This window comes from Labilibaculum euxinicum, assembly GCF_963678175.1.
Lineage (GTDB): Bacteria > Bacteroidota > Bacteroidia > Bacteroidales > Marinifilaceae > Labilibaculum > Labilibaculum euxinus.
Genome location: NZ_OY782756.1, coordinates 2224565 through 2249138, shown reverse-complemented (window position 1 = coordinate 2249138; position 24574 = coordinate 2224565). Strand labels below are relative to the sequence as shown.

The window sequence follows — 24574 nt, the reverse complement described above, 5'->3', positions numbered from 1 at the left end:
TCATGAATGTTTCATACCAATTGTTCAAATAATTACACAACAAAATTAATGATCCTGTTTCAATGGAAACAAGAGGAATCAAACCAAAAATTATAAAATTCAAACAATCTGCAATCTCGCTTCCTTTGGCGTTATCCCGGTTGCTTTTTTGAAAAAATTATTGAAATAAGCAGCATATTCAAAGCCCAGACAATAGGCAATTTCGGCAACAGGCCAATCGGTATGAACCAGCAATTCGCTTGCCTCGATAATAATACGGCCTGCAATGTGTTCGGTAGTGGTTTTCCCGGTAACCTCTTTTACTGCTCTGTTAAGATGGTTGGTGTGCACGGAAAGCTGACAGGCATAATCATTCGCCGATTTTAGTTTCAATTGATTCTGCATCGAATCAATAGGAAACTGGCGCTCCAGCAATTCCATGAACAGTGACGTAATACGGGTGGCTGCATTCTGCGTTTGCTCGTAGTTTTTTGCGGGTTCCATCCTAAGTGCATAATGAACAATCAGATGAAGATAATTGCGAAGCACATCCTGCTTGTGAATGTACGAACCTTCATTTTCCACCATCATTTTCCGATACAAATCAGCAATTTCCTTCACGGCATTTTCATCAGGAAAATAAACCTTATCGTGTCCCAGCTGAAACATTGGAAGATCCGTAAGCAGCTCATCCCGCTGTTTTACAAAGAATTCATTAAAAATACAGAACCATCCTGTCTGCTCTTTGGAGATATTCTGCCAGTTATAGGGAATCAACGGATTCGAAAACAATAAAGCAGGCCTGTCTATGTAAATGCTTTTATCTGCATAATCGAGCCTTCCTTCGCCCAATATCAAAGTTATTTTATAGTAATCTCTTCTTGAATAGGTGAGCGGTCCCGTACAGGCCGACCGTTCAAAAACATTAATATGGGGCCTGCTTAAAACCAGCTCCTGATCGGGCTTGTACTTTATTCTGTTGTAAAATTCGTTTAAATCTTCTCTCTTTTCCATGAAGCCAAATTACAAAATTCAAACAAAACAAACGGGCATGAATTTCGCTTTTTTTTATTTTCATCATTTATAAAGGATGTAATCAGGCTTGTGGCAATCCGTCTCCGACTGAAGTTTTAAATCACCGACCGATCGGAACCAACCGTGGTTTTCAGAGCATTCATCAGCTTTTCTTTTAGTTCTGATAACTCCTGATCGTTTGGCCTGGTTTCTTCTGCATTTATTATTTTGCTGTCCATCGTCCAAATCGGTTTCAATGGGTTGGGATCGTCTTCGTATCTGGGAATAATATGCCAGTGCAGGTGAGAATATGCATTTCCCAACATTTCGTAGTTTATTTTTTTGGGTTGAAAAGCCAGATGAACAGCCTCGGCAACTTCACTCATTTCCTTTAAAAATTTCATCTTAAACCCGTCGTCTAATTGATGCAGCTCAGTTTTGTGTTGTTTACAAAGCAATAAAACGTAGCCCTTAAAGAATTGAAAATCGCCCAAAACAACATAACCTGTTTCCAATTCAGCCACAAAGTATGGGTTTTCATGATTTAGAATTTTTGAAATTCTTTCACAAACAAGGCATTTATGGTGCATATTTTAAAATTTATGAATGAATAATTCTCGGTTATAAAGGACAGCCGAGTTTCCCTTCATTTTTTAACGAAGATAGCTGAAAAGAAACATTTTGCAGGATCAATTTTGATGTTAACCTGATATAGCTCTTCTATTAAAACATTAAGCTCTCCTTAGTCTGCGGGGAGTTAATTTGATAAAAAGCATTCGGTAGTTTGGTTTCTTATTGTTTTGCATCACCATAAAAACAGAAGTCAATATGAGAAGAATAGCCAAAGAACTTTTTAAGTCCATTACATCATTAAACACAAACACTCCTACCATAACTCCGGTAAGAGGTTCAAGTGTTGACAGAAGAGATGCATTCCCCGGACCGGTATGTTTCATGCCCATATAGAATAAAACAACCGACAAAAAAGTAGACCAAAAGCTAAGATTTACGATATAAAATATGGACAGAATACCAGGATTTGTATTAATATTATTTGTGAAGAAGCATTTGCCAAAGAACAAAATTGCAGAGATGCCAAAAATCCAAAAAGCAACGCTGTAGGGCGAAATTTTCCTTAATTCGGGATTGTCCATGCACAAAATATAGATGGCGTAAAATAAACCTGACACCAAAGCCCATAAAACACCTGTTGCATTAATTGCTGCACCACCACCTAAGGATAACAAGGCAATGCCAATAATGGATAAGAAGAGAGCCGTTAATTTTTTCAGTGTAAACTTCTCTTTGTAGATAATGCCTGCAAAAACAATGGTGATAATGGGGTACACAAAATGAAGTGTGCTTGCCAATCCCGACGAAATATACTGATAGGATAAAAAAAGTGTGTAGGTGGTCATCATGGTTCCTACAAATGCGAGAATCAGCAGCAGAAAAAATTGTTTTTTATTGATTCGGATACTAATCTTTTTGTAGATACAAAACAAACCAATCAGCACAAATGCAAAACTGAATCTGTACAACAACAGGTTACTCACATCAAAACCTTCGGCATAGGTTTTAATGGCAAAAAAAGGCAGCAGTCCGAAAAATACTGCTGATAAAAGTACCATAATGGTTCCTTTTGTCTGTATTCCAATCATTGCTCTCAATTCAATTTACTTTGTTGCAATGATAATAAATCCTTTGATACAAAATGTGAGACGCAGCTCTTATTTTTCAAACCGGTTGCATTTAATTATGCAAAGCTTTCTCTTCCGGCATTCCTCTTCCACTGATCCTGAATTTACAGATATAGAATTCACGGTTTATGGAACGGAAATATTCGGTCAGCAAAAAAAAGAGGATGTCCGAAAAGTTCAGTTTTAATTTGATTGGTGAACTTAAGTGCTGTAATAATCACCCCCCCTTCCTTTCCGCTTTTAGAAAATGAAGGAGGTTTTAATTTTTCATGAATCAAAAAACTTACCTGCCAGTGCTATTACAAATTGAAAGCTTCTTTAAGGAACATTCTTAAATCCGTTTGTTCCCGTCCCAAAATACTCTCTAAAGTACCGTCAGCCATATTAAAATCATTATTCTTAATTCCTTTGGCAAACAAAACGGACATCAATACAATTTCTTCGGGCAAACCAAATTGCTTTAACATATCTTCAAATGCATCATCTTCCGGACTGGTGTAATTTACTTTTTTACCCGACAATGTGGTAAGTTCAGCAGCAATATCCGCAAATGAATAGGTTTTTGATGCCGTTAAGTGATAGGTTTTGTTTTCGTGTCCTTCACCTGCCAAAATAATTGCAATAGCTTCTCCCAGATCTTTTCTGACAGCAAAAGGCACTTTACCCTCACCTGCAGGAAAGAAAATACCTGTTTTCAAAACATCTTCACCTACAAACATTGGAATCACCTCTGCATACAGACTATTTTGCAAAAAAGTAAATGAAAGCCCGCTTGCTTTTATGTAATCTTCTGTTTGAAAATGATCCTGAAGCAATGGCTGTAAAGGAGATGCTGCAATATCTTTCAATGTAACACCTGTATATAAGATATGTTTCACTCCTGCTTGTTTAGCAGCATCAACCACATTTTTATGCTGACCGATTCTATCATTAAAATCACTTGATGAGATTAGCAAAACTTTATCTATACCCTTCATCGCATTATTTAATGAATGAATATCCTGGTAACTTCCGATATTAACAGTTACACCTTTTGCTTTTAAAGCCTGTGCTTTGGCTTCATCCCGAACTAAAATTGAAATTTGACCGGCGGAAACTTTTTTAAGTAGATTTTCAACTACAATATTTCCCAAATGTCCTGTTGCGCCAGTTACTAAAATTTTTTCCATCTTATATTTTATTTAAACTTACTATATAAAAGTTTTATACTTACTTTTGTATAGCAAAGATATATTAGTTTGTAGCAACGACCAATAAGGTACATCCTTGTTCTAAACTAACTTCAAGGTAACTATTGTTGATAATCAAAGATCTATGATGGGGGAAAAAATTAAAAAAAGTGAATGGGATATTACAAATTGTCCTGTCAGAACAGTTTTAGATCGCTTTGGTGATAAGTGGTCTATTCTTGTATTACTGATTTTAGGCGAAAAACAGAAGTTACGCTTCAATGAAATCAATAAAGAAGTTGGTTCAGATATATCTCAAAAAATGCTGACTGTTACATTAAGAAAATTAGAGGCTGACGGATTTATTCTTCGAACTATTTATCCGGAAATTCCTCCTAAAGTTGAGTACGAAATTACAGACTTAGGTAAATCTCTTGTTCCCCATGTGAATAATTTAACGAAATGGGCGGTTTCCAATATGCCGGCAATCAAAAGGTCCAGAGAAAGATTTAAAAAGTAAGCAGATATCCGTTATGAATACACTGCCATTTGCCATACAGTGTATTCTCAATAAAAGCCTGAAAATTACAAACCGACAAAAGCAGAAGTACTAATTATTTCATGATGCCTCTTTGGTTGAGCGCTCTTTGATAGCGACTTGCATTTTGATTGTGTTCGCGCAAGGATTTGGCAAATACGTGATATCCATTGAATTCGGGACTGGCACAAAAGTAGTAGTATTTGTGTTTTTCGTAGTTTAGAACGGCTTCGATACCGGAAATAGATGGCTGACGAATTGGTCCCGGAGGTAGTCCGCGATATTTATAGGTGTTGTATGGAGAATCGATTGTTTTGTGTTTGTTAAGAACCCTGCGTATGGTGAAATCGCCCAAAGCAAACTTTAAAGTTGGATCGGCATCCAATTTAATTTTACGGTTTAAGCGATTCATGTAAACACCTGCAACACGTTTCTTTTCATCGTTTTTAACGGTTTCCTCATCGACAATTGATGCCAGCGTGCTCACCTGAATAGGTGAAAGACCAATATTTTCAGCTTTTTGCAGGCGCTCAATATTCCAAAACTTACCATACTCTGTATGCATTCTCTCAATAAAATTTTCTGCATCTAAATTCCAATATACCTGATAGGTGTTGGGGATAAACATTCCTATAATGGTATGAGGTGAAAATCCGTATTTCTGCAATTTAGATTCGTCTTTTAACAACGATAGGATGCTAATTGAATCGGCCTCGATTTGAGCAGCTATTTTGCCCGCAAAATCTTCTAAAGTGCGGGTATTATTAAAAGTAAGATTGAGTGGCGTTTGAATGCCTGAGCGCAATAAATTTATTAATTCATTATTGCTCATGCCATTTTTAATTTCGTAACGCCCCGGATGAATGTGATTTGCGAAATTTTTCTTCTCCATAACCCACTGAAAGGAAGAGCTGTTTTTTAGACAGCCTTTTTCATTTAGAATTTGCAAAACATCTGCCTGATTTGAATTGGTGGGTATGTACAGTAAGCTGGTTTCTTCTTCGCCCAAATTAATGTTTGCTGAGAAAATATCCTGATAAAGTTTAAAAAGTACCGATCCTGTTACAACTAATACAAGCATTACAGCAAACACTACAAACTTCCACTTTTTTGAACGGTTGTCTTTCAGACGAAACAAATTGATCATTAGTTTGAATTAAAAATAAATACAGGACTACTCTGCAAAAATAAAGAAATAATATTTCCTTGATAAACAGACTTCCAAAAATAGAAGAATTTGTGATTATTTAAACGTTTACTAATCGTGAATTAGTACTCCGGCATCGCAATATAAGAATTCAACAGTTTCCTTGTCTGTAAAAATCAAAAAATCTACCTTTGAATGAATCACAAAAAAAACGACACACACATGAATATTTCATCGAATTTTGATGGCGGTAAAATTGAAGTTATTGATGCCGCCAATCCTCAAAACATACAGCTAAGCATCCCCAACGATACGAATTCTGAATTTTTTCAATGGTTCCATTTCAGATTAATGGGCGCAATGGAAGAATCTGTTAAAATGCGGATTACAAATGCCGGTAAAGCATCTTATCCGGAAGGATATGAAGGCTACCAAACTGTGGCATCCTACGATCGTGAGAATTGGTTTCGGGTTCCATCGAATTACGATGGCAAAGAGTTGATTATTGAGCATACGCCACTTTATAACTCGGTTTATTACGCTTACTTTGCTCCTTACACCTACGATCAGCATTTAAATTTAGTTCATCAGGCACAAATGTCGCCGGAGTGTGAATTGGTTTCGATTGGAAAAACGGTGGAAGGAAAAGACATTGATATGTTGATTGTTGGTGAAGCCGACGAAACGAAAAAAAGCATTTGGGTAATTGCCCGTCAGCATCCCGGCGAGCCCATGGCCGAATGGTTTATGCAGGGTTTAATTGACCGCCTTTTGGATCAGGATGATCCGGTTTCGAGAAGTTTGCTAAATAAAGCTGTTTTTTATTTGGTGCCTAACATGAATATTGATGGCAGTATTGCTGGCAATTTACGCGTAAACACTAAAGGATTTAACTACAACCGCGAATGGGCTGAACCTTCGATTGAAAACAGTCCTGAAGTTTTCCATGTGCGTAATTTAATGGACGAGTATGGCTGTGACTTAAATCTGGATATCCACGGAGATGAAACTTTGCCTTATAATTTTATTTCGGGGATAGAAGGCATCCCTTCCTTCGATGAAAGATTGAAAAAATTAACGGAAAAATTCATTGGTTCATGGATTGATTTATGCCCTGATTTTCAAGACACTCACAGCTATCCAAAGAACGAACCTGGAACTGGAAATTTAGCAATTTGCTCGAAACACATTGGAGAAAGATATAAATGTTTATCTTTGACAATTGAAATGCCATTCAAGGACAATAATGATTTACCAGACCCTGAATATGGTTGGTCTCCCGAAAGGAGTATTTTATTGGGAGAATCTGTTCTTCAGCCAATCTATCAAGTGGTGAATCACCTAAGATAATTAAAAGCATATACTACTAAGTATATTACTCGAAAGGCCCATGCTCAAGCTTCCGTGAGTGTGGGTCTTTTTTGTGCAGTAAATTCTGGTTTTTCTATTCCTCATCAAACAATTACTATTTAATCTTTTTGCCATAAATCCAAATAATGGCATCGAAATTGCGTTTCCCATTCTATCTGATTACTTTAAAACAAAAAATAAACGGACATATGGCGATTCCTTTTAGATATCAATTCCTACTTGTACTATTTTTCACCTTGCTTCATTTTGAAAGTTTCACTCAAACCAAAGTCGATGAAATCATTTCGAAATACCCGGCAAATTTTAGTTCTTATGAGGAATTGGCTGATAAAATAAAAACTGATTTCAATACGGATGAAGATAAAGTCAGAGCTGCCTTTGCATGGATTGCCATGAATGTTGAATACAAAACAAAAGGAGTAAACAAGACTCATAAAATCCGCTTTTCGTATACTTCGGACGAAGATTTGCAGACACAAAAAGATCAGTTCAGAAGAGATCTGGCATTGGAAACAATAAAGAGCCGCAAGGCCTTGTGTGAAGGATACGCTACGCTTTTTCAGGAAATCTGCCACATACTAAACATAGAATGTGTAATAATACCGGGCGCTGCAAAACGATTTGTTTCGGAGATAGGAAACAACAAGTTGCCTTCGAACCATGCCTGGAATGCTGTAAAAATATATGGAAAATGGAAGCTTGCAGATATTACCTGGGCGGCTGGTTCTGTTGACTACGCCAAAATGGAATTCCTAAAAGAATATACTCCTGCTTATTTCGATAACGATCCAAAGGAATTTGCCATGAAACATTACCCTGACAATCAGGAATGGTTACTGCTGAATAAAGAATTTACCCGGGAAGAATTTGCCCTTCAGCCCGCCATTTTTAATGAATTCACCGGCAAAGGCTACCAAATAATCAATCCGGAAAATGGATTAATATCAATCCGAAAAGGAAATGAGATTGCCTTTTCAATTGCAAATGTTCCAAGTGGCATTCCGATTGCTTATCATTTTAAAAGTGAAAAATTTGGCCAACTCGTAAAACCTATTCTAAAAAAGAACATCGTTAACTTTTCTGTACCAACAAACAAGAAAGGCGATGATGAGTTGATCATTTATTTTGAAAACCAGCCGGTACTGGGATATAAAGTGAGTATAAAGTGAAAGATGGTACAAGGGTAAAGCTCCCAGAAAATGAAAAAAGCCTCCCCATAATTGAGAAAGCTTCTTAATAATCCAAATAAATATGCAGACACTGTCAGGTTAAAAAACGCTGTCAGGTCATGCCTAATTCTCGTCTCTGAAAAACAGTTTGTAGTAACTTAAATCACGAGCTGCATCGTATCCCTTTTCTATAAATTTTCGTTGCCCGTGAATGTAAACATGAAAGTTTTTATCCAGCTTTAATATGTGCTTAAAGTGCTTTTGCTCTCCTTTTACAGCGTCATTATTAATTGTGAATTCTGGTGTAACAGTTGTTCCCTGTTCGTTTTGATAATAGGTTTTGTACTCATCAAAAGCTGTGGCCACCTCAGGCTGTTCAATCACTTCCTTTTTAAATAATTCCTCGTTGAACAGCTTTTTATCCTTAAAAAATTTGATTGACTTGTTCATTAAATCAATCTGATCTGCTTTGGCAACTTCATTCTCGTCGTTGTACACATCACCAATAAAACCTTTACACATATCCAAATAATTTTGGGTATGATAGAAATTATCTTCGCGAAGTTTCAAATTCAAAAAGTCCTCTTTCCAGTACAAAGCCTCTTTGTTCGAATTGGTTTTATCAACAATACAAACTTTGAATCCTTTTTCCTTTTCGGAGTTGAAAATTAAGCAGCCTTTGTCCAATTTCTTGATATTGATTCCGTTTTCACATCCCAACTCAAAATTATCCTGCTTTTGGTACACCTTTAAAAAAGTGTCTTTATTTTCTGATTTAAAAATACCCAACGCATCGCAAACTTCTCCATCAACCACGCAATTCGAGAAGCCCACCAAATAAAATTCGCCCCCCTTTATATTCGGATGGTTCGATTTTTCATACAAATGAACGGCGATATTGGTTGACTGATCGTAAAAGGAAACATTCTCCTCAAAATACTCCGAAGCATAACAAAACACTTCATTCATATTCAAATCGGTATCATGCTGGAAATTATAGAATTCCTCCTTATTAAAGGCTGTTAAAAAATACTTTAGCAGGATATCCTTAACATCATCATCTTCCAATTGAATTTCCGATTTAGAAAGTTTCAAATCTTCATCGTGATGTTTATTTCCTACATTGTGAACCACAATACGGTCCAAATTTATATCTTCAAAGTTGAACATGCTTTTCCTTTTTTTAATCCGGCAATAAAGATACAGACTTTCAGTAAATAATTATTTCCTTTTAACTTATCATTTACAATTAGTAAATTTATCTAAAGTAACCCGTTAAAATATGAATGGCTAACCGCTTAAAAGAATTGGGAAGCAAGATGAAATTCACGGTTTACCCTGAATCAACTCACAATTCGCGGACTGAGACTTACAATAATCCTAAACTATACATTTGGTTGCAGCCCAAAAAAAAGAAGTGACTCCACATTCAACTAAGCTGATAAAAAAATTATTTTCTTCTTTTCTTTTGCTTCCGATACAAAACAAATCCTATTATCAAAATCCACAAAATACTGATTCCTGCCAATGGAATAAAAAGAATATAGAACCTGCCAAAAATATATTGGTAAATTCTACCGGTATGAGTTTCCAAACACAAATTCCAAAGTGACATGGGCGATTGCTGAATATTTTCAGGCATTGGGGTAAAACCGGATTGATCACTTAAATTTCCTGAGCCCAAATTGTAATCAATCAAAATTTCTTTTCCCTCTGAATCTTTCAAATATCCAGCAATTGGATGGGCAGAAATTGGTGGCCCCATCGTTTTCACAGGAACATATGGTTTTTTAGTGAAAAAATCGAAAACTAATCCCTTTTCAGGAATCCAATAAAATAATCCACTAAACGATCCAACCAGATAACTCCCATCATTCACCTTTTCGAACACATTCACTCCCATTACTGAAATGGGAGGCTGTACTGCAAAAACTTTCGGAGCAGAAGTAAAATCATCATCAGAATAATATACACTCTCATTGGTTGCCAAAAGAATCCGATCCAATTCTTCATCATACATGATTCTGCGCAGCTGATCAAACCATGGATTGGGGTTATCTAAATGCGTAAATGAAATTTTAGGAACCCGATTCGAAACTATAGCAATCAACAATGGCGGGCGCAAAAACATCCCCGTTAGAGTAGTTAAGACAAGAAAAATTACTAACCAATATCCAAAGTGATTGTGCCATTTCAAATTAAATTTCAGAAATTTAATCTTCCTCTTAGCATCTTTACTTTTCTGCTTTAACTTCTTTATCCATTTGGGATAGATAAAATACACCAAACCACTAACACACAGAAGAATGAACACCAAGCCTATAAAATCAACAAACAACTGCCCAATTATACCAAAAGCCTCACCACTATGAATTTCCCACAATGTTTTAAACAAACTGATCTTATTGTCGTAATTCTGATCTGGAAGCAAATTTACAATCTCAAAACCAATCTCTGTTTTTTTCAACAAGTGAGAACGTGTCAAAACAAATAGTTGATTATTAATTTCCATCAAATCAACAACTCTCTCCTCAGAAACAGGCAAGTCAATGTTTTCCCAATTTTCACTTTTCGGATTGTAATAGAAAAGTCCAAACAATGTTCCGGCATAAAGCGCTCCCCAACTGGTTTTAATCACTTTCTCAATTTTCCTATTGTCGACGCCAGATGTAAAACCGGAATTAAAGTCCTGAAATGTTTTGAAATTATCGGTAGTTTTCCAGATTCCGATATTGCCGTAAATTAATGCTGTATCTCCTTGAATTGTTACAGCCGATTTCACCGCAGCCTTATTCCAATTTGAATACTGATATTCACAGCCTAAATATTTTCGATCTACATCAACAGAAGAAAATACTCCCCGGTGATTCATCACAATTCCAGAAATTGCGAATAATAAAATAAAGAAAGTCAATGCCAAAGAAGGCCATTTATGGTACTTCTTTAAGAATTTCATTGTTTTAGCTTGATCCATAACTGCATATAACATTACATAAATTGCTCCTAAAATAGTAACAAAATCAAACAAAAAACTGCCTAATGCAGAGTTTAAATCATCTACATTAGGCAGCTAATCACCCTAACAAACTATAATATAACAAACACTAAAAAACGTTCCATTCACAAATCTCCTCTGTCTTTCTTCACCCAAGAAACGCTTTTTAAAACCTCAATTTTATTCTTAATTTAAAAACATTTTCATGTCTTCGTCAACAGACCCAATTCCTGCAATTCCGAAAGTATCAATCAACACTTTAGCAACATTTGGAGAAAGGAAAGCCGGCAATGTTGGTCCTAAATGAATATTCTTAACACCCAAAGATAAAAGCGCTAACAATACAATAACTGCTTTTTGCTCATACCATGCAATATTGTAAGCAATTGGTAGATCATTGATATCGTTAAGTTCAAACACTTCTTTCAATTTCAATGCAATAACTGCTAACGAATATGAATCGTTACACTGACCTGCATCTAATACTCTTGGTATTCCTCCGATATCACCCAACTCTAATTTGTTGTAACGATACTTAGCACAACCAGCTGTTAGAATTACTGTATCCTTTGGTAAAGCAGCAGCAAATTCAGTATAGTAATCACGACCTTTCATACGACCATCACAACCAGCCATTACAAAGAACTTACGAATAGCTCCGGTTTTCACAGCATCAACAACCTTATCAGCCAATTGCATTACTTGATTGTGAGCAAAACCCCCTACGATAGTTCCGTTCTCAATTTCAGTTGGAGCAGCACAATTCTTGGCTACTTCAATAATTTCAGAGAAATCTTTCTTTCCATTTTCGCCAGCAGTAATGTGCTTGAATCCTGGGAAACCAGAAGCTCCTGTAGTATATACTTTATCCTGGTAAGTAGATTTTGCAGTTGGAGGAACAATACAGTTGGTTGTAAACAAAATAGGTCCGTTAAATGTTTCGAACTCTTCATTCTGCTTCCACCATGCATTTCCGTAGTTACCTACAAAGTGCTCATATTTTTTGAATGCTGGGTAGTAATTGGCAGGCAACATCTCAGAGTGAGTGTAAACATCAACACCAGTTCCTTCAGTTTGCTTCAACAATTCTTCCATATCTTTCAAATCATGACCTGAAATAAGGATACCTGGCTTGTCGCTTACACCAATATTCACTTCAGTAATTTCAGGATTGCCATAAGCAGATGTGTTTGCTTCATCAAGAGTTGCCATAGCAGTTACACCATTAGCTCCACATTCCATAACCAAAGCAACCAATTGATCAGCGGTCAATGTATCATCAGTAGTAGCCTGCAAAGCTTTCTGCATAAAAGCATACATTTCCACTTTTTCAAGACCTAAATTGTAAGCATGCTCAACGTAAGCCGCAAAACCTTTCAAACCATACAATAACAATTCTCTTAATGAACGAAGATCTTCGTTTTCAGTAGACAAAACACCAATAACACGGGCTTTTGCGTCAAAATCATTCTCTTTATCAGCAAACCATGTTGCGGAATGATGAAAGTTTTCAAAAGTAACACCTGCTGCTTCAGCCTGATTTTTAATTTCTTCACGCAACTTAAGGCCTTCACGAACAGCCGCTACAAATTTTACTTTATCAAAATTGGCGTTAGTAATAGTCATAAACAAACCTGTCATAATGAAGTTGTTCACTTTATCATTCTCAACACCAGCTTCACGGGCTTTGGTACTGAAAACGGAGATTCCTTTCATCACATACATCAGTAAATCCTGAATGTTTGCAACCTCATCGGTTTTTCCACAAACACCTTTAATTGTACATCCGGTCCCTTTTGCTGCCTCTTGGCACTGATAACAAAACATAGCCATAATAATATTTTTTAATGTTATAAATTTGATTATTCCAGTAACAAAATTGAGAAAGAACAAACGAAATAATTTCTGAAAAAAATCCGATTTACTCTTTCGATACCACAAAGATGCAACAGGATGATCGCAAAAAGTGTAACGGATGTTACAAACACGTAAATAATTCGGATTTTTTCATCTCTTTATCCCCATTGCTGAATTTGGACAAAAAAAATCCCAACCTAAATCGATTGGGATCCTATATTTTAAATTTATTTTTACATCAAATCTTTGCAATTCCGTTTGAGTTCTTCCTTCAGCTCACACTTACATTCAATGTAACTTGCCAACTGTTTATCAGACAGAACATCTTTCATTTCTACTTCTTTGCGTTTCAAACTATCACGAACTGCCTGCATACAAGGAAATCCATCCTTCTCCATAGTCAGCTTTTCAATTTCTTTTTCATACTTCAAATTTAAAACCTCAATCTGCGTAATCTGTTCCACAGACAAATCCAACTTCTTCTCCATCCAGGATGTAATTAGATTTGCTCTTTTTTCAGCCAAAGAATTGTTTTTGGCACTCACAGAAACACTCATCATCACAAATAGTAGAATCAAACTTCCAGCTACAATCTTCATATACTGATTTTTAATTTTCACTTCAATCAAACAGCTATAATAACGGCTGATTAAATAAAAAGTTGTTAAAACAATGGAAATTTAAATATTTTTAACGAAACATCCAAGTAAGACACAATTTAATAAGCTGTTATTCAGATCATAAAACGGCATTCTAAGAATCTGCAATTAAAGAAAATTCAGTGCAATTAATTAAAAATTATTTAATAATTTAGGCATCCCTTTCTAATCATTTTAATGTAATCTTACACAGGTAAATAATAGGATTGCAACAATAAACTTACGAATAGAAAGACAAAAACAAAGACCATGAAAAAAATAGATATATTCCCAAGTACTAAAGCATTTATTTTTGATTTAGATGGAACCTTGGCTGACACCATGCCTTTACATTATGAAGCATGGGTAAAAACAGCCAAAATCATGAACTTGGAATTTAGTGTTGATTTTTTAAAAAGTTGTGCAGGAATGCCTTCTTCTAAAATTATTGATTTACTAAACGAGAAAAACAACCGTACTATTGATCCACAAAAATTCTCTGATATGAAAGAAGAATTTTTCGCGAAGGAGATGCACAAAATCAAAGAAATTACTGCCGTTACCGATTTGGTATACAAATATCATGGTAAAATACCAATGGCAGTAGGAACTGGTGGGAAACGCAACATTGCCTCTGAAACCATGCAACTTTTAGGTTTAGATAAGTACATTTCTATTCTGGTAAGTGCTGATGATGTAGAAAATCACAAGCCGGAACCGGATACATTTTTAAAATGTGCTGAACTAATGGGGATTTCCCCTGAAAATTGCCAAGTGTTTGAAGATGCAAGCTTAGGCTTTCGGGCCGCTGAAGCTGCAGGCATGAGAGTAACCGATGTCACTCCTTTTTATTAGAATCAATAAAACTATTTCATGTTAAAAAAATTACTGTTTGTTCTTATGGTGGCTCTCATCGCCTTTTCCTGTTCTCAGGAAAAAAAAGAGTATACAATTGCATTTTATAATGTCGAAAATTTATTTGACACTCTTAACGATCCAAATACTCGGGATGACGATTTTACTCCTGAAGGAAAATTAGAATACACTGCCGAACGATATCAGAAAAAATTGATAAATATTTCCAGTGTATTATCTTCTATCGATAAAAATAATTTCCCTGCTATTATCGGACTTTGTGAAGTAGAAAACCGATCTGTACTGGAAGCATTAATAAGTCAGGAAAAATTAAAATCTGCGGATTATGGCATCGCCCACACCGAAAGTCCGGATCGAAGAGGAATTGATTGTGCACTTCTGTATCAAAAAAACAAATTCAAATACCTAAGTCATGACATAATTGGAATTCATTTTCCAGATGAACCAAACTACAAAACACGCGACATTCTTCATGTTGAGGGTATTTTAGGTTCTAATGATACATTACACGTATTTGTTAATCATTGGCCATCAAGAATAGGAGGAGCAGAAAAATCGGAGAAAAATCGCGTATTTGTGGCTGAGCAATTAAAAATTGCCGTTGATAAATTGCAGGAAAAAAATCCCGATGCGAAAATCATTATCATGGGAGATTTTAATGATGAACCCAACAACAAATCTGCTGAAGAGATTTTAGCCGCTACCAACAATAAGGATACATCAAATCCTGAAGCTCTTTACAATCTAATGTACGATTTAAAGATAAACGGAAAAGGCACTTACAACTACAAGGGTGATTGGAACATGCTTGACAATCTAATTGTTTCCAACAGCCTTATCAGCAATACAAAAGGGCTGCACACAAATCATCAGGCAGGCAAAATCTTTAATGCTGACTGGATTTGCCACAAAACACCAAAAGGTATATTGGTTCCCAACCGCACTTACGCCGGTCCTAAATACTTTGGAGGTTACAGCGATCACTTCCCTGTTTACTTTCAGCTAAGCAATTAAAAATACAATAAAACATCAAAAACAGCTGATTACCAACATGGTAATCAGCTGTTTTTCTTTCCAAAATGATCCAACAAGTTAGATTTTTCATCTAAAACTATCAAGGTTCAAATTGTTTCTATATTTTAGCAATTCAGACATAGAACCATTCAAAAGTGTTGCATGAAATTTAAAATTGAATCAAAATTTAAACCAACAGGTGATCAGCCAAATGCCATTGAAGAATTATGCAAAGGCTTAAACGATGGAGCTCCTTATCAAACTCTGCTTGGAGTTACCGGTTCGGGTAAAACATTTACCATTGCCAATGTAATTGAGCAGGTACAGCGCCCTACTTTGGTTTTAAGTCACAACAAAACTCTTGCTGCACAATTGTACGGTGAATTCAAAACGTTCTTCCCTAACAATGCCGTTGAATATTTCGTTTCCTATTACGATTACTATCAGCCGGAAGCATATCTGCCGGTAACGGGCACCTATATAGAGAAAGACTTATCCATTAACGATGAAATTGAAAAACTGAGACTAAGTGCTTCCTCTGCCCTTCTGTCCGGAAGAAAGGATGTGATTGTGGTTTCATCGGTTTCCTGCATTTACGGTATTGGAAACCCTGAAGATTTTCATGCCAATGTCACCGAAATTAAAAAAGGACAATTAATTTCCCGCACCAAACTTCTTCACTCCTTTGTCGATGCTTTGTACTCAAGAAATGAAATAGAGTTTGACCGTGGAAATTTTCGGGTGAAAGGAGATACAATTGATATCTATCCGGCATACGCTGATTTTGCTTATCGCATTATATTCTGGGATGATGAAATTGAAGAAATTTACTCTTTTGACCCAATTAACGGAGCTAAATTAGATCACTATGACAGAATAACGATTTATCCTGCAAATATATTTGTTACCAGTAAAGACAGAGTCCAAAAAGCCATTCATCAAATTCAGGATGATATGGTAGCTCAGGTTGCATTTTTAAAAGATATAGGAAAACATCTGGAAGCAAAACGTTTGGAAGAAAAAGTCAATTTCGATTTAGAAATGATCCGAGAATTGGGGCACTGTTCAGGAATTGAGAATTACTCGCGGTATTTTGATGGAAGAGCTGCAGGAACCCGTCCGTTCTGCCTTATGGATTATTTCCCGGATGATTTTTTGGTGGTAATTGATGAGAGTCATGTTACCATTCCGCAGATTCGTGCCATGTATGGTGGTGATCACTCCCGAAAAATAAATTTGGTTGAATATGGCTTCCGCTTGCCTTCGGCGCTGGATAACCGCCCATTAAAATTCGAAGAATTCGAACAGATTGCCAAACAAACAATCCACGTAAGTGCGACACCTGCCGATTACGAACTGGAAAAATGCGAAGGCGTTGTTGTGGAGCAGGTGATCAGACCAACCGGATTACTTGATCCGCAAATAGAAGTTCGCCCAAGCCTTAATCAAATAGACAATTTAATTGCCGAAATCGACAAACGCACACAAATTAGTGAACGTGTTTTGGTTACCACACTCACCAAGAGAATGGCAGAAGAGTTATCGGAATATTTTACCAACTTAAATATTCGCTGCCGGTACATTCATTCCGATGTTACTACATTAGATCGGGTGAAAATAATGGAAGATCTAAGAAATGGTGTTTTTGATGTTTTAATTGGTGTAAACTTATTGCGTGAAGGATTGGATCTTCCGGAAGTGTCTCTCGTTGCAATTTTAGATGCTGACAAAGAAGGATTTTTGAGATCCACCAGGTCATTAACACAAACCTCGGGAAGAGCTGCCCGTAATGTGAATGGCAAAGTGATCATGTATGCCGATAAAATTACACAATCCATGCAGGAAACAATCGATGCAACAGATCATAGAAGAGAAAAACAATTGGCTTATAATACCAAAAACGGCATTATACCAACACAAATTACCCGTTCAAAAGCAAGCATGATGAATCATGGCAAAGACAATGAGCCTGTCGCTTATTCCGGTCCGGATTCAATTGAAATTGCAGCAGATCCTGTTGTTCAATACATGAGTAAAAGTAGTTTGGAAAAAACCATTGAACAAACAAAAAAAGCAATGCAAAAAGCAGCTAAGGAAATGGACTTTTTACAAGCAGCTCAATATCGCGATGAAATGTATAAGCTTGAAGCGCAATTAAAAGAAAAGAAATAAAAAAAAGCAGTTTCTTTCGAAACTGCTTTTTACATATCGTAAATGGAATGTTTTATCCCAAATAAGTTTTCAGTAATTTACTTCTGGAAGTATGACGTAAACGACGAATCGCTTTTTCTTTAATCTGACGAACACGCTCACGTGTCAAACCAAATTTTTCACCAATTTCTTCCAAAGTCATTTCCTGAATACCAATACCGAAGAAAAGTTTGATAATGTCACTCTCTCTTTCAGTAAGAGTAGCTAGTGCACGATCAATTTCTTTAGTAAGAGATTCATTCAAAAGATTTCTGTCGGCTATCGGAGAATCATCATTCACCAATACATCCAACAAACTGTTGTCTTCCCCGTCAACAAACGGAGCATCAACAGAAATGTGACGACCGGAAACACGAAGTGTATCTGCTACTTTATCAGCAGGCAACTCTAAAGATTCAGCTAACTCCTCAGGAGATGGCTTTCTCTCGTGCTCTTGTTCAAATTTAGAAAAAGCTTTGTTAATTTTATTCAAAGAACCAACCTGATTCAATGGCAAACGAACAATTCTTGATTGCTCAGCTAAAGCCTGCAGAATAGATTGACGGATCCACCAAACGGCATACGAGATGAATTTAAATCCTCGTGTCTCATCAAACTTTTCAGCTGCCTTAATCAAACCTAAATTACCCTCGTTAATAAGATCCGGTAGGCTTAACCCTTGATTTTGATATTGTTTCGCAACCGAAACAACAAAACGTAGGTTAGCTCTTGTTAATTTCTCTAAAGCTCGTTGGTCGCCTTTTTTTATTCGCTGCGCCAATTCAACTTCTTCCTCTACCGTAATAAGATCTTCTTTACCAATTTCCTGTAAATACTTATCCAAAGAAGCACTTTCACGATTGGTAATTGATTTGGTTATCTTTAATTGTCTCATAGTCCCTTTTCATCGAAATATTTTGCAAAATTAGACTTTTAAATACTTAAAGTCAAAATTAATTGCTCTTTTATTCGAATTATTATTATTTTCCCATTTAATTTCCTAATCTTTATCATTTAGAGAAAACGCGTAATACTTAACGCTTCCATCCGGATAAATTCCAGAGATAAACACACCTCCATCTTTTACATCCTGAAGCGCATCTTTAATATCATCTACCTTGAAGATTGGTGTTTCGTTAATTTTATAAATAATAAACCCCTCCTTAATCTTCTCGTCCTTAAACTTCCCATCTCGCAGATTCTTTACCCTCACTCCTCTGTTTATTTGAAGACGATACTTCTCCTGTGTTGATATAGGTTCAAATTCAGCTCCAAGAAAAGCCAGATCTTTAGATTTAATTACGTTGGTATTTCCTAGTCTATTACGTAAGACTACCTCAATTTGTTTCCTTTCCTCATTTCTTTTTATTAAAACCTTAATTTTGTCACCTGGGTGGAACTTACTAATCTGCTCTTGAAGCTCAGCACTAGAATTTACAACTTTCCCTTCTATATTCAATATAATATCTCCTTTTTTTATTCCGGCATTCTCGGCAGCACCATCTTCATTTATACCCGCAACATATACTCCTTCAATTTTATCAATTTTAAATTCATCAGCTAAATTAGCGTCAACTGTTCGAATAGACACTCCAATAAATGCTCTTTGAACCTCTCCGTATTTCTTCAAATCGCCAATTACTTTTTCAACGATAGTAACCGGAATGGCAAAAGAATAACCCGAATATGAACCTGTTCTGGATTCTATTGCAGTATTAATTCCAATTAGCCTCCCTTTAGTATCAACCAAAGCCCCACCACTGTTACCTGGGTTAACGGCAGCATCGGTCTGCAAAAATGACTCAATACTCATTCTATTTCCATTTAAACCAAGATTTCTTGCCTTTGCACTAATGATACCAGCAGTTACTGTAGATGTCAGATTAAATGGATTGCCTACTGCAAGAACCCACTCTCCAAGTTTTAGATCATCTGAATTTCCAAAATCCATTTTCGGAAGATCTTTTTCATCTATTTTAATTAAAGCCAAATCTGTATAAGGGTCAAAACCAACTAATTTTCCTTCATATTCTCTTTTATCGTAGAGTACAATATTTATTAAATTCGATCCTTGCACAACATGATTATTCGTTACAATATATCCATCATCAGAAATAATTACTCCGGAACCAGATCCTATACTAGCTCTTGGTTGCTGACTTCTACCTCTCTCTCCAAATAAAAAATCATAAAAGGGATTGGATTGGTATTCCTCATTTGAATAAAGTGTTTTTACATGAACAACCGATTTCACAGACATTTCTGCAGCGTATGTTAAATCAACCTGAGGCACACCAACAGTATGGTTTGTAAGTTGTGTCGTTCGCACTTCAGGAACAGTAATAATTCTTTCTTTTTTATCAGTAAATAACACAAATAATAAAACGGCAATTGTTCCACCTAAAATGGCAATTGCTAATTTTCCCAAAAATAATTTCAATTTCATCTGAAAAAACTTTATTAATTAATAATTATATGATGCCTGTTTGAAATCAAACAGGATGTTTTTCTTACTATGCCTAAAAAAAGGCAGAATGTTGCGTTCTCTATCTAAAATAAAAATCAAATAATTTCATGGATCAAATAATTTTGATTTTCTTGAGTGACGAAATAACTGATACCAATAAGATTCCTACATTTATACAACAATTTTAACGATATAAACTTAACAAGTGTTTATAATTTATTGGTATTTAACACTTCTTAACAAGATTTAAAAATGAAAGTTGAATTTTCAAAATATCAGGGAACTGGAAATGATTTTGTTTTAATTGACAATAGAAACGGTAGGATTGCTCCAGATGACTTCTCATTAATCGAAAAACTTTGCGACAGAAGATTTGGAATTGGTGGTGATGGATTAATGTTACTTGAAAATGCAGACGGATTCGACTTTCGAATGAGATACTACAACTCGGACGGAAAAGAAGGCAGTATGTGCGGAAATGGTGGTCGTTGTATTGTTGCTTTTGCTTATCATTTAGGACTTGTCTCAGAAAAAACAAAATTCATAGCTGTGGATGGAGAACATGAAGCAAAAATTACGAATACTGAAGATGGTATTCAGGTTAGTCTAAAGATGATTGATGTTTTAGATATTGAAATGGGTGACGATTTTTATTTTTTAAATACCGGATCGCCTCATTTTGTAAGATTCATATCCAATCATGAAAATTTCGACACTTTTGCTGAAGGAAAGAAAATACGCTACAACAATAGGTTCGCCGAAAAAGGGACAAATGTGAATTTTGTATCATTTCAAGGTCAAAATATTACTGTCAGCACTTACGAAAGAGGTGTTGAAGATGAAACCTATTCATGTGGAACAGGAGTTGTTGCATCGGCTATAAGTGCCGGTTTTAAAACGGGCAGTAACAAATTTATAATTAAGACAAAAGGTGGTTTTCTTGAGGTTCATTTCAGAAAAATAAGTAACAAACAAATTGAAGATATTTGGCTGACAGGACCGGCAACACATGTTTTTAATGGTACTCTCACAACATAATAATTGAATTCTACTTCCACCTTAATATGAAATTCTTTCTTGCTAAAATTATTGAAGACAAAAGCATTTCTAAAGTATTTTTGGTTTCACTTCTCGCCACTTCCTTTCTCCTAATTTCCATTCTTGGGATTTTTTGGGTACAGCAGGCAAGGCAAAAATTTAAGCAAGAGTCCAAACAAATACAGGACGACTTTTTTAAGATACAAGAAAAAACCCTTCAACACGAAACTCAAACTCTTATAAATTATATTGAAAACGAGAGAGAGCAAACAAGAAACACACTAAAAAAAGACATCAGCAGCAGAGTTTACGAAGCGCATTCCATTGCAGCAAACATATACAACAGCTGTAAAAATGATCTTACGGAAGATCAGATAAAAAAACTCATAACAGATGCGTTACGCTCTGTTCGCTTTAATGATGGAAGCGGTTTTTTCTATATAAACAGCTTGGCAGGTGTTGTGCAAATGAATTCAGAAAACCCGGAATGGGAAGGACAAAACAAACTATCACTTAAAGATGTTTTTAGTATTCCGATTATTAAAAATGAAATAAAAATTGCACAAAATAATGGCGAGGGTTATTCAAACTATTCATGGCAAAAAGAAGAAGGGCAAAAAATCGATCCTAAAATATCCTTTGTTAAAATATTCAAACCATATAATTGGTATATCGGATGTACTCAATATGTGGAAAACTACGAATTAAAAATTCAAGATAAAATTCTGGATAAAATTACAGACATGCGATTTGATGAAAGCTTCTCAATTGTAGTATTTAATTTTAACGGAACGTGTTTAGCACATACACAAAGGGATCTTATTGGTCAAAATCTTTGGAATAAAAAAGACAAAGATGGCAAAAAGATAGTTCAGGAGCTGATTACAAGAGGAACAGATAAAGATGGTGGATTCGTTAGGTATGCGGATCCATACAAAAAGGGCAGTCAAGAATCTATCGCAAAATTGATGTATGCAAAAACCTACAAAGACTGGCAGTGGGTAATAGGGAGCGGTGTTCATATCAGCCAACTCACAGAATCAATTCAGAATAAGAGAAATGAACTAAAAGCTCTTGTAAATGGGTATTTTATTAAAGCAGGCTTAATCTTTTTATTAACAATTTTCATTATAATTACATTCACCCGATTTATGGTGAAAATCAGCAAGTCGGGATTAGAAATTCTAACTCAATTTTACAAAAATGCTGCGAGTAATTCACACATAATTGACATATCTAAACTACATTTTAAGGAATTTAAAATTCTTGGTGAGCATGCCAATGAAATGATTCTTAAAAGAAAATCGATTGAACACCAGCTTAATATTGAAACCGCATACTTTGAACAACTTTTCGAAAATTCTCCGGAGGCGATCGCAATTACTGACAACGAGAGTAATGGTATAAAAATCAACAAACAATTTACAAATCTGTTTGGTTATACAAAAGAAGATTTAAAAGGAGTTGTAATAGATACCTTACTTGCCGATGAAACAAAACAAGGTGAAGCCAATAGTTTAAATTACATCACAGCTAAAGGCCAGATGGTAGAAATTGAAACTGTCCGGAAATGCAAAGACGGCAGACTAATTGACGTTTCGATTATGGGAAACCCAATTGAGGTTGATGGTGAGCAGATTGCTATTTTCGGTATTTACAGGGATATTACAGAGAGAAAAATATATGAAAAACATTTAACCGAAGCGAAAAACAAAGCGGAGGAATCTGACAAATTAAAATCAGCCTTTCTTGCGAATATGTCTCATGAAATAAGGACTCCAATGAATCACATTCTTGGATTTACTGAAATTATTACAGCTCAGGAAGTTAACGAAATCGAGCGGCAAGAATACGGAGATCTGATAAAACAAAGTGGTATTAATTTACTGCAGCTCATTAACAACATAATTGATTTATCGAAAATAGAGTGCAAACAAATAAAGCTTTCCTCTTTGGAAATTCCTGTTAATACAGTACTTACCGAATTATATGAAAAATATTACATTCACAAAAACAAGAATAAAAAATCCCACCTTATTCTTAAAATTCAAAAGACTCTAAACGATGAAGACTCTATTATTTATACTGATCCTGGTCGGTTAGAGCAATTACTATCAAACTTAATCGAAAACGCAATCAAATTTACCGACAATGGGTTTATAGAGTTTGGCTATCAACTTAAAGAAAAAAACAAAATCGAATTCTTCGTAAAAGATACCGGCATTGGAATCGCTGAAAAATCAATGGAAAATATCTTTCACAGCTTCAGACAGATGGATGGATCAGACACCCGACGGTATAGCGGAACAGGTCTGGGCTTAACCATTTCGAAACGATTAGCTGAAATACTTGGCGGAGAAATAAGAGTTGAATCAAAAGAGAATATCGGTACATGTTTTTTTGTCACTCTTCCCTACAACAGAGAGAAATTGCAGATTGAAAAAACCGAAGTTTGTGACAAAAAAAATTACAACTGGAAAGGCAAGAGTATTCTTATTGTTGATGATGAGAAGATTAATTTCTCCTTCTTTAAAGCAAGTCTGGTAAAAACCAAGGCAGAAATACTTTGGGCGAAAAATGGAAGTGAAGCAGTAACAATATGTCAATCAATCGCTGTTGATCTTGTACTAATGGACATACAAATGCCAATCATGAACGGTTACGATGCAACGAAAGAAATTAAATCATTCAACTCACAAATTCCGATTATTGGCCAAACTGCTTACTTTCAAAAAGAATACAAGCAAAAAGTAATGGCGGCCGGATGTGATGACTATCTCTCAAAACCAATTAAAACAGCAAAATTACTGGATTCTATTGAAAAGCAGTTTCTAAAAAACTAATCCCATTTTGTCTTTAACTGTTCTTTTTTATAGTTCTGAATGTAATTTATAGCACTATCATAACTATTTACAAATAAATAATAGTCCCGGTAATCCTCTTTTGCAAAATTCTCTTGATAAGAAAGTTCAAATTGCGCTTTTAAAAAATCATAAAACCCATCCGTATTAATGAACACAATTGGCAAGTTATGATATCCCAACTGTTTCAGGGTTATTACTTCCAGAATCTCTTCGAGCGTACCAAAACCTCCCGGCAAAGCTACAAATGCATCTGATTTTTCACGCAGAATTTTTTTCCGTTCCGACATGTCAGGAGTGATGACTAATTCATCCAAAAAATCAGCCGATATTCCATAATCATTAATCAGCTTTGGCACTACACCAATCACCTTTCCTCCAGCCTCTTTAACCGAAACTGCAACCTGATTCATAAGCCCCACGCTTGTTCCCCCATAAACCAAATTGTATCCTGATTCACCAATTGATGCTCCAAGGTTTTTAGCTTCCAGAAAATACTTTTCATCCACAGAATTACTGGAAGAACAAAACACACAAATATTCATATTTTC

The 24574-nt window shown here is 35.6% G+C and carries 20 protein-coding genes; 8 read left to right on the top strand and 12 right to left on the bottom strand.

The window, feature by feature from the left end; all coding sequences use genetic code 11:
- Positions 1-99: 99 nt before the first annotated feature.
- From ACY0M5_RS09080 to ACY0M5_RS09065, 4 genes are all read right to left on the bottom strand, one after another.
- Positions 100-993, bottom strand: coding sequence for a helix-turn-helix domain-containing protein (locus tag ACY0M5_RS09080; RefSeq protein WP_124991862.1), 894 nt, complete (start codon positions 991-993; stop codon positions 100-102).
- 116 nt (positions 994-1109) lie between these two features.
- Positions 1110-1583: an HIT family protein gene (locus ACY0M5_RS09075; RefSeq protein WP_461631541.1), complete on the bottom strand. Its 474-nt coding sequence runs from the start codon at positions 1581-1583 to the stop codon at positions 1110-1112.
- A 141-nt stretch (positions 1584-1724) separates the two neighbouring features.
- Positions 1725-2654: a DMT family transporter gene (locus ACY0M5_RS09070; protein ID WP_461631540.1), complete on the bottom strand. Its 930-nt coding sequence runs from the start codon at positions 2652-2654 to the stop codon at positions 1725-1727.
- A 338-nt stretch (positions 2655-2992) separates the two neighbouring features.
- Complete coding sequence (locus ACY0M5_RS09065; RefSeq protein ID WP_461631539.1) at positions 2993-3862, bottom strand: SDR family oxidoreductase; 870 nt, start codon at positions 3860-3862, stop codon at positions 2993-2995.
- A 145-nt stretch (positions 3863-4007) separates the two neighbouring features.
- Here ACY0M5_RS09065 and ACY0M5_RS09060 point away from each other — a divergent pair, with 145 nt between their 5' ends.
- Entirely contained in the window at positions 4008-4382 is a 375-nt protein-coding gene (locus tag ACY0M5_RS09060; protein ID WP_461631538.1) for a winged helix-turn-helix transcriptional regulator, read from the top strand.
- Positions 4383-4476: 94 nt separating this feature from the next.
- Here ACY0M5_RS09060 and mltG read toward each other — a convergent pair whose 3' ends face one another.
- Positions 4477-5547 carry an endolytic transglycosylase MltG gene (gene mltG, locus ACY0M5_RS09055; RefSeq protein ID WP_461631537.1) on the bottom strand — a complete coding sequence of 357 codons (1071 nt, stop codon included), beginning with the start codon at positions 5545-5547 and terminating at the stop codon, positions 4477-4479.
- A gap of 195 nt (positions 5548-5742) precedes the next feature.
- Between mltG and ACY0M5_RS09050 the strand changes: the two genes are divergently transcribed.
- Complete coding sequence (locus ACY0M5_RS09050) at positions 5743-6897, top strand: M14 family metallopeptidase (RefSeq protein WP_197092828.1); 1155 nt, start codon at positions 5743-5745, stop codon at positions 6895-6897.
- A 146-nt stretch (positions 6898-7043) separates the two neighbouring features.
- Positions 7044-8087 (top strand): transglutaminase domain-containing protein, encoded by a 1044-nt coding sequence (locus ACY0M5_RS09045; protein WP_461631536.1) that lies wholly within the window; start codon positions 7044-7046, stop codon positions 8085-8087.
- Positions 8088-8210: 123 nt separating this feature from the next.
- Here ACY0M5_RS09045 and ACY0M5_RS09040 read toward each other — a convergent pair whose 3' ends face one another.
- The 4 genes from ACY0M5_RS09040 to ACY0M5_RS09025 all read right to left on the bottom strand — a co-directional run bounded on the left by ACY0M5_RS09040 (position 8211) and on the right by ACY0M5_RS09025 (position 13538).
- On the bottom strand, positions 8211-9257 hold the full coding sequence (locus ACY0M5_RS09040; protein WP_461631535.1) for a nucleoid-associated protein: 1047 nt from the start codon (positions 9255-9257) through the stop codon (positions 8211-8213).
- Positions 9258-9537: 280 nt separating this feature from the next.
- The gene (locus ACY0M5_RS09035) at positions 9538-11043 is read right to left on the bottom strand and encodes a PepSY-associated TM helix domain-containing protein (protein WP_461631534.1); all 1506 of its coding nucleotides are present in this window, start codon (positions 11041-11043) and stop codon (positions 9538-9540) included.
- Between the two features lie 225 nt (positions 11044-11268).
- On the bottom strand, positions 11269-12915 hold the full coding sequence (gene hcp / locus ACY0M5_RS09030; protein ID WP_461631533.1) for a hydroxylamine reductase: 1647 nt from the start codon (positions 12913-12915) through the stop codon (positions 11269-11271).
- A 257-nt stretch (positions 12916-13172) separates the two neighbouring features.
- The gene (locus ACY0M5_RS09025) at positions 13173-13538 is read right to left on the bottom strand and encodes a hypothetical protein (protein WP_124991851.1); all 366 of its coding nucleotides are present in this window, start codon (positions 13536-13538) and stop codon (positions 13173-13175) included.
- Between the two features lie 309 nt (positions 13539-13847).
- Here ACY0M5_RS09025 and ACY0M5_RS09020 point away from each other — a divergent pair, with 309 nt between their 5' ends.
- The 3 genes from ACY0M5_RS09020 to uvrB all read left to right on the top strand — a co-directional run bounded on the left by ACY0M5_RS09020 (position 13848) and on the right by uvrB (position 17639).
- Positions 13848-14432 (top strand): HAD family hydrolase, encoded by a 585-nt coding sequence (locus ACY0M5_RS09020; RefSeq protein ID WP_101311770.1) that lies wholly within the window; start codon positions 13848-13850, stop codon positions 14430-14432.
- An 18-nt stretch (positions 14433-14450) separates the two neighbouring features.
- A complete protein-coding gene (locus ACY0M5_RS09015; protein WP_461631532.1) occupies positions 14451-15467 on the top strand; it encodes an endonuclease/exonuclease/phosphatase family protein in 1017 nt (338 codons plus the stop codon).
- A 162-nt stretch (positions 15468-15629) separates the two neighbouring features.
- Entirely contained in the window at positions 15630-17639 is a 2010-nt protein-coding gene (gene uvrB, locus ACY0M5_RS09010; RefSeq protein WP_461631531.1) for an excinuclease ABC subunit UvrB, read from the top strand.
- A gap of 52 nt (positions 17640-17691) precedes the next feature.
- Here the strand turns inward: uvrB and ACY0M5_RS09005 are convergent, their stop codons facing one another.
- Positions 17692-18552, bottom strand: a complete 861-nt coding sequence (locus tag ACY0M5_RS09005; protein ID WP_289530848.1) for a sigma-70 family RNA polymerase sigma factor — start codon at positions 18550-18552, stop codon at positions 17692-17694.
- Between the two features lie 105 nt (positions 18553-18657).
- Positions 18658-20103 (bottom strand): S1C family serine protease, encoded by a 1446-nt coding sequence (locus ACY0M5_RS09000; RefSeq protein ID WP_124991847.1) that lies wholly within the window; start codon positions 20101-20103, stop codon positions 18658-18660.
- A gap of 273 nt (positions 20104-20376) precedes the next feature.
- Here ACY0M5_RS09000 and dapF point away from each other — a divergent pair, with 273 nt between their 5' ends.
- A complete protein-coding gene (gene dapF, locus ACY0M5_RS08995; protein ID WP_124991846.1) occupies positions 20377-21162 on the top strand; it encodes a diaminopimelate epimerase in 786 nt (261 codons plus the stop codon).
- Between the two features lie 26 nt (positions 21163-21188).
- Complete coding sequence (locus tag ACY0M5_RS08990) at positions 21189-24005, top strand: cache domain-containing protein (protein ID WP_461631530.1); 2817 nt, start codon at positions 21189-21191, stop codon at positions 24003-24005.
- Here the strand turns inward: ACY0M5_RS08990 and ACY0M5_RS08985 are convergent.
- Entirely contained in the window at positions 24002-24568 is a 567-nt protein-coding gene (locus ACY0M5_RS08985; protein ID WP_461631529.1) for an LOG family protein, read from the bottom strand. The two genes, ACY0M5_RS08990 and ACY0M5_RS08985, sit on opposite strands and share 4 nt — an antisense overlap.
- Positions 24569-24574 lie beyond the last annotated feature (6 nt).

Excerpts from the sequence above, each read along its gene's own strand:
- ACY0M5_RS09080 (WP_124991862.1), bottom strand. The coding sequence starts at position 993 with ATGGAAAAGAGAGAAGATTTAAACGAATTTTACAACAGAATAAAGTAC.
- ACY0M5_RS09075 (WP_461631541.1), bottom strand. The coding sequence starts at position 1,583 with ATGCACCATAAATGCCTTGTTTGTGAAAGAATTTCAAAAATTCTAAAT.
- ACY0M5_RS09070 (WP_461631540.1), bottom strand. The coding sequence starts at position 2,654 with ATGATTGGAATACAGACAAAAGGAACCATTATGGTACTTTTATCAGCA.
- ACY0M5_RS09065 (WP_461631539.1), bottom strand. The coding sequence starts at position 3,862 with ATGGAAAAAATTTTAGTAACTGGCGCAACAGGACATTTGGGAAATATT.
- ACY0M5_RS09060 (WP_461631538.1), top strand. The coding sequence starts at position 4,008 with ATGATGGGGGAAAAAATTAAAAAAAGTGAATGGGATATTACAAATTGT.
- mltG (WP_461631537.1), bottom strand. The coding sequence starts at position 5,547 with ATGATCAATTTGTTTCGTCTGAAAGACAACCGTTCAAAAAAGTGGAAG.
- ACY0M5_RS09050 (WP_197092828.1), top strand. The coding sequence starts at position 5,743 with ATGAATCACAAAAAAAACGACACACACATGAATATTTCATCGAATTTT.
- ACY0M5_RS09045 (WP_461631536.1), top strand. The coding sequence starts at position 7,044 with ATGGCATCGAAATTGCGTTTCCCATTCTATCTGATTACTTTAAAACAA.
- ACY0M5_RS09040 (WP_461631535.1), bottom strand. The coding sequence starts at position 9,257 with ATGTTCAACTTTGAAGATATAAATTTGGACCGTATTGTGGTTCACAAT.
- ACY0M5_RS09035 (WP_461631534.1), bottom strand. The coding sequence starts at position 11,043 with ATGAAATTCTTAAAGAAGTACCATAAATGGCCTTCTTTGGCATTGACT.
- hcp (WP_461631533.1), bottom strand. The coding sequence starts at position 12,915 with ATGGCTATGTTTTGTTATCAGTGCCAAGAGGCAGCAAAAGGGACCGGA.
- ACY0M5_RS09025 (WP_124991851.1), bottom strand. The coding sequence starts at position 13,538 with ATGAAGATTGTAGCTGGAAGTTTGATTCTACTATTTGTGATGATGAGT.
- ACY0M5_RS09020 (WP_101311770.1), top strand. The coding sequence starts at position 13,848 with ATGAAAAAAATAGATATATTCCCAAGTACTAAAGCATTTATTTTTGAT.
- ACY0M5_RS09015 (WP_461631532.1), top strand. The coding sequence starts at position 14,451 with ATGTTAAAAAAATTACTGTTTGTTCTTATGGTGGCTCTCATCGCCTTT.
- uvrB (WP_461631531.1), top strand. The coding sequence starts at position 15,630 with ATGAAATTTAAAATTGAATCAAAATTTAAACCAACAGGTGATCAGCCA.
- ACY0M5_RS09005 (WP_289530848.1), bottom strand. The coding sequence starts at position 18,552 with ATGAGACAATTAAAGATAACCAAATCAATTACCAATCGTGAAAGTGCT.
- ACY0M5_RS09000 (WP_124991847.1), bottom strand. The coding sequence starts at position 20,103 with ATGAAATTGAAATTATTTTTGGGAAAATTAGCAATTGCCATTTTAGGT.
- dapF (WP_124991846.1), top strand. The coding sequence starts at position 20,377 with ATGAAAGTTGAATTTTCAAAATATCAGGGAACTGGAAATGATTTTGTT.
- ACY0M5_RS08990 (WP_461631530.1), top strand. The coding sequence starts at position 21,189 with ATGAAATTCTTTCTTGCTAAAATTATTGAAGACAAAAGCATTTCTAAA.
- ACY0M5_RS08985 (WP_461631529.1), bottom strand. The coding sequence starts at position 24,568 with ATGAATATTTGTGTGTTTTGTTCTTCCAGTAATTCTGTGGATGAAAAG.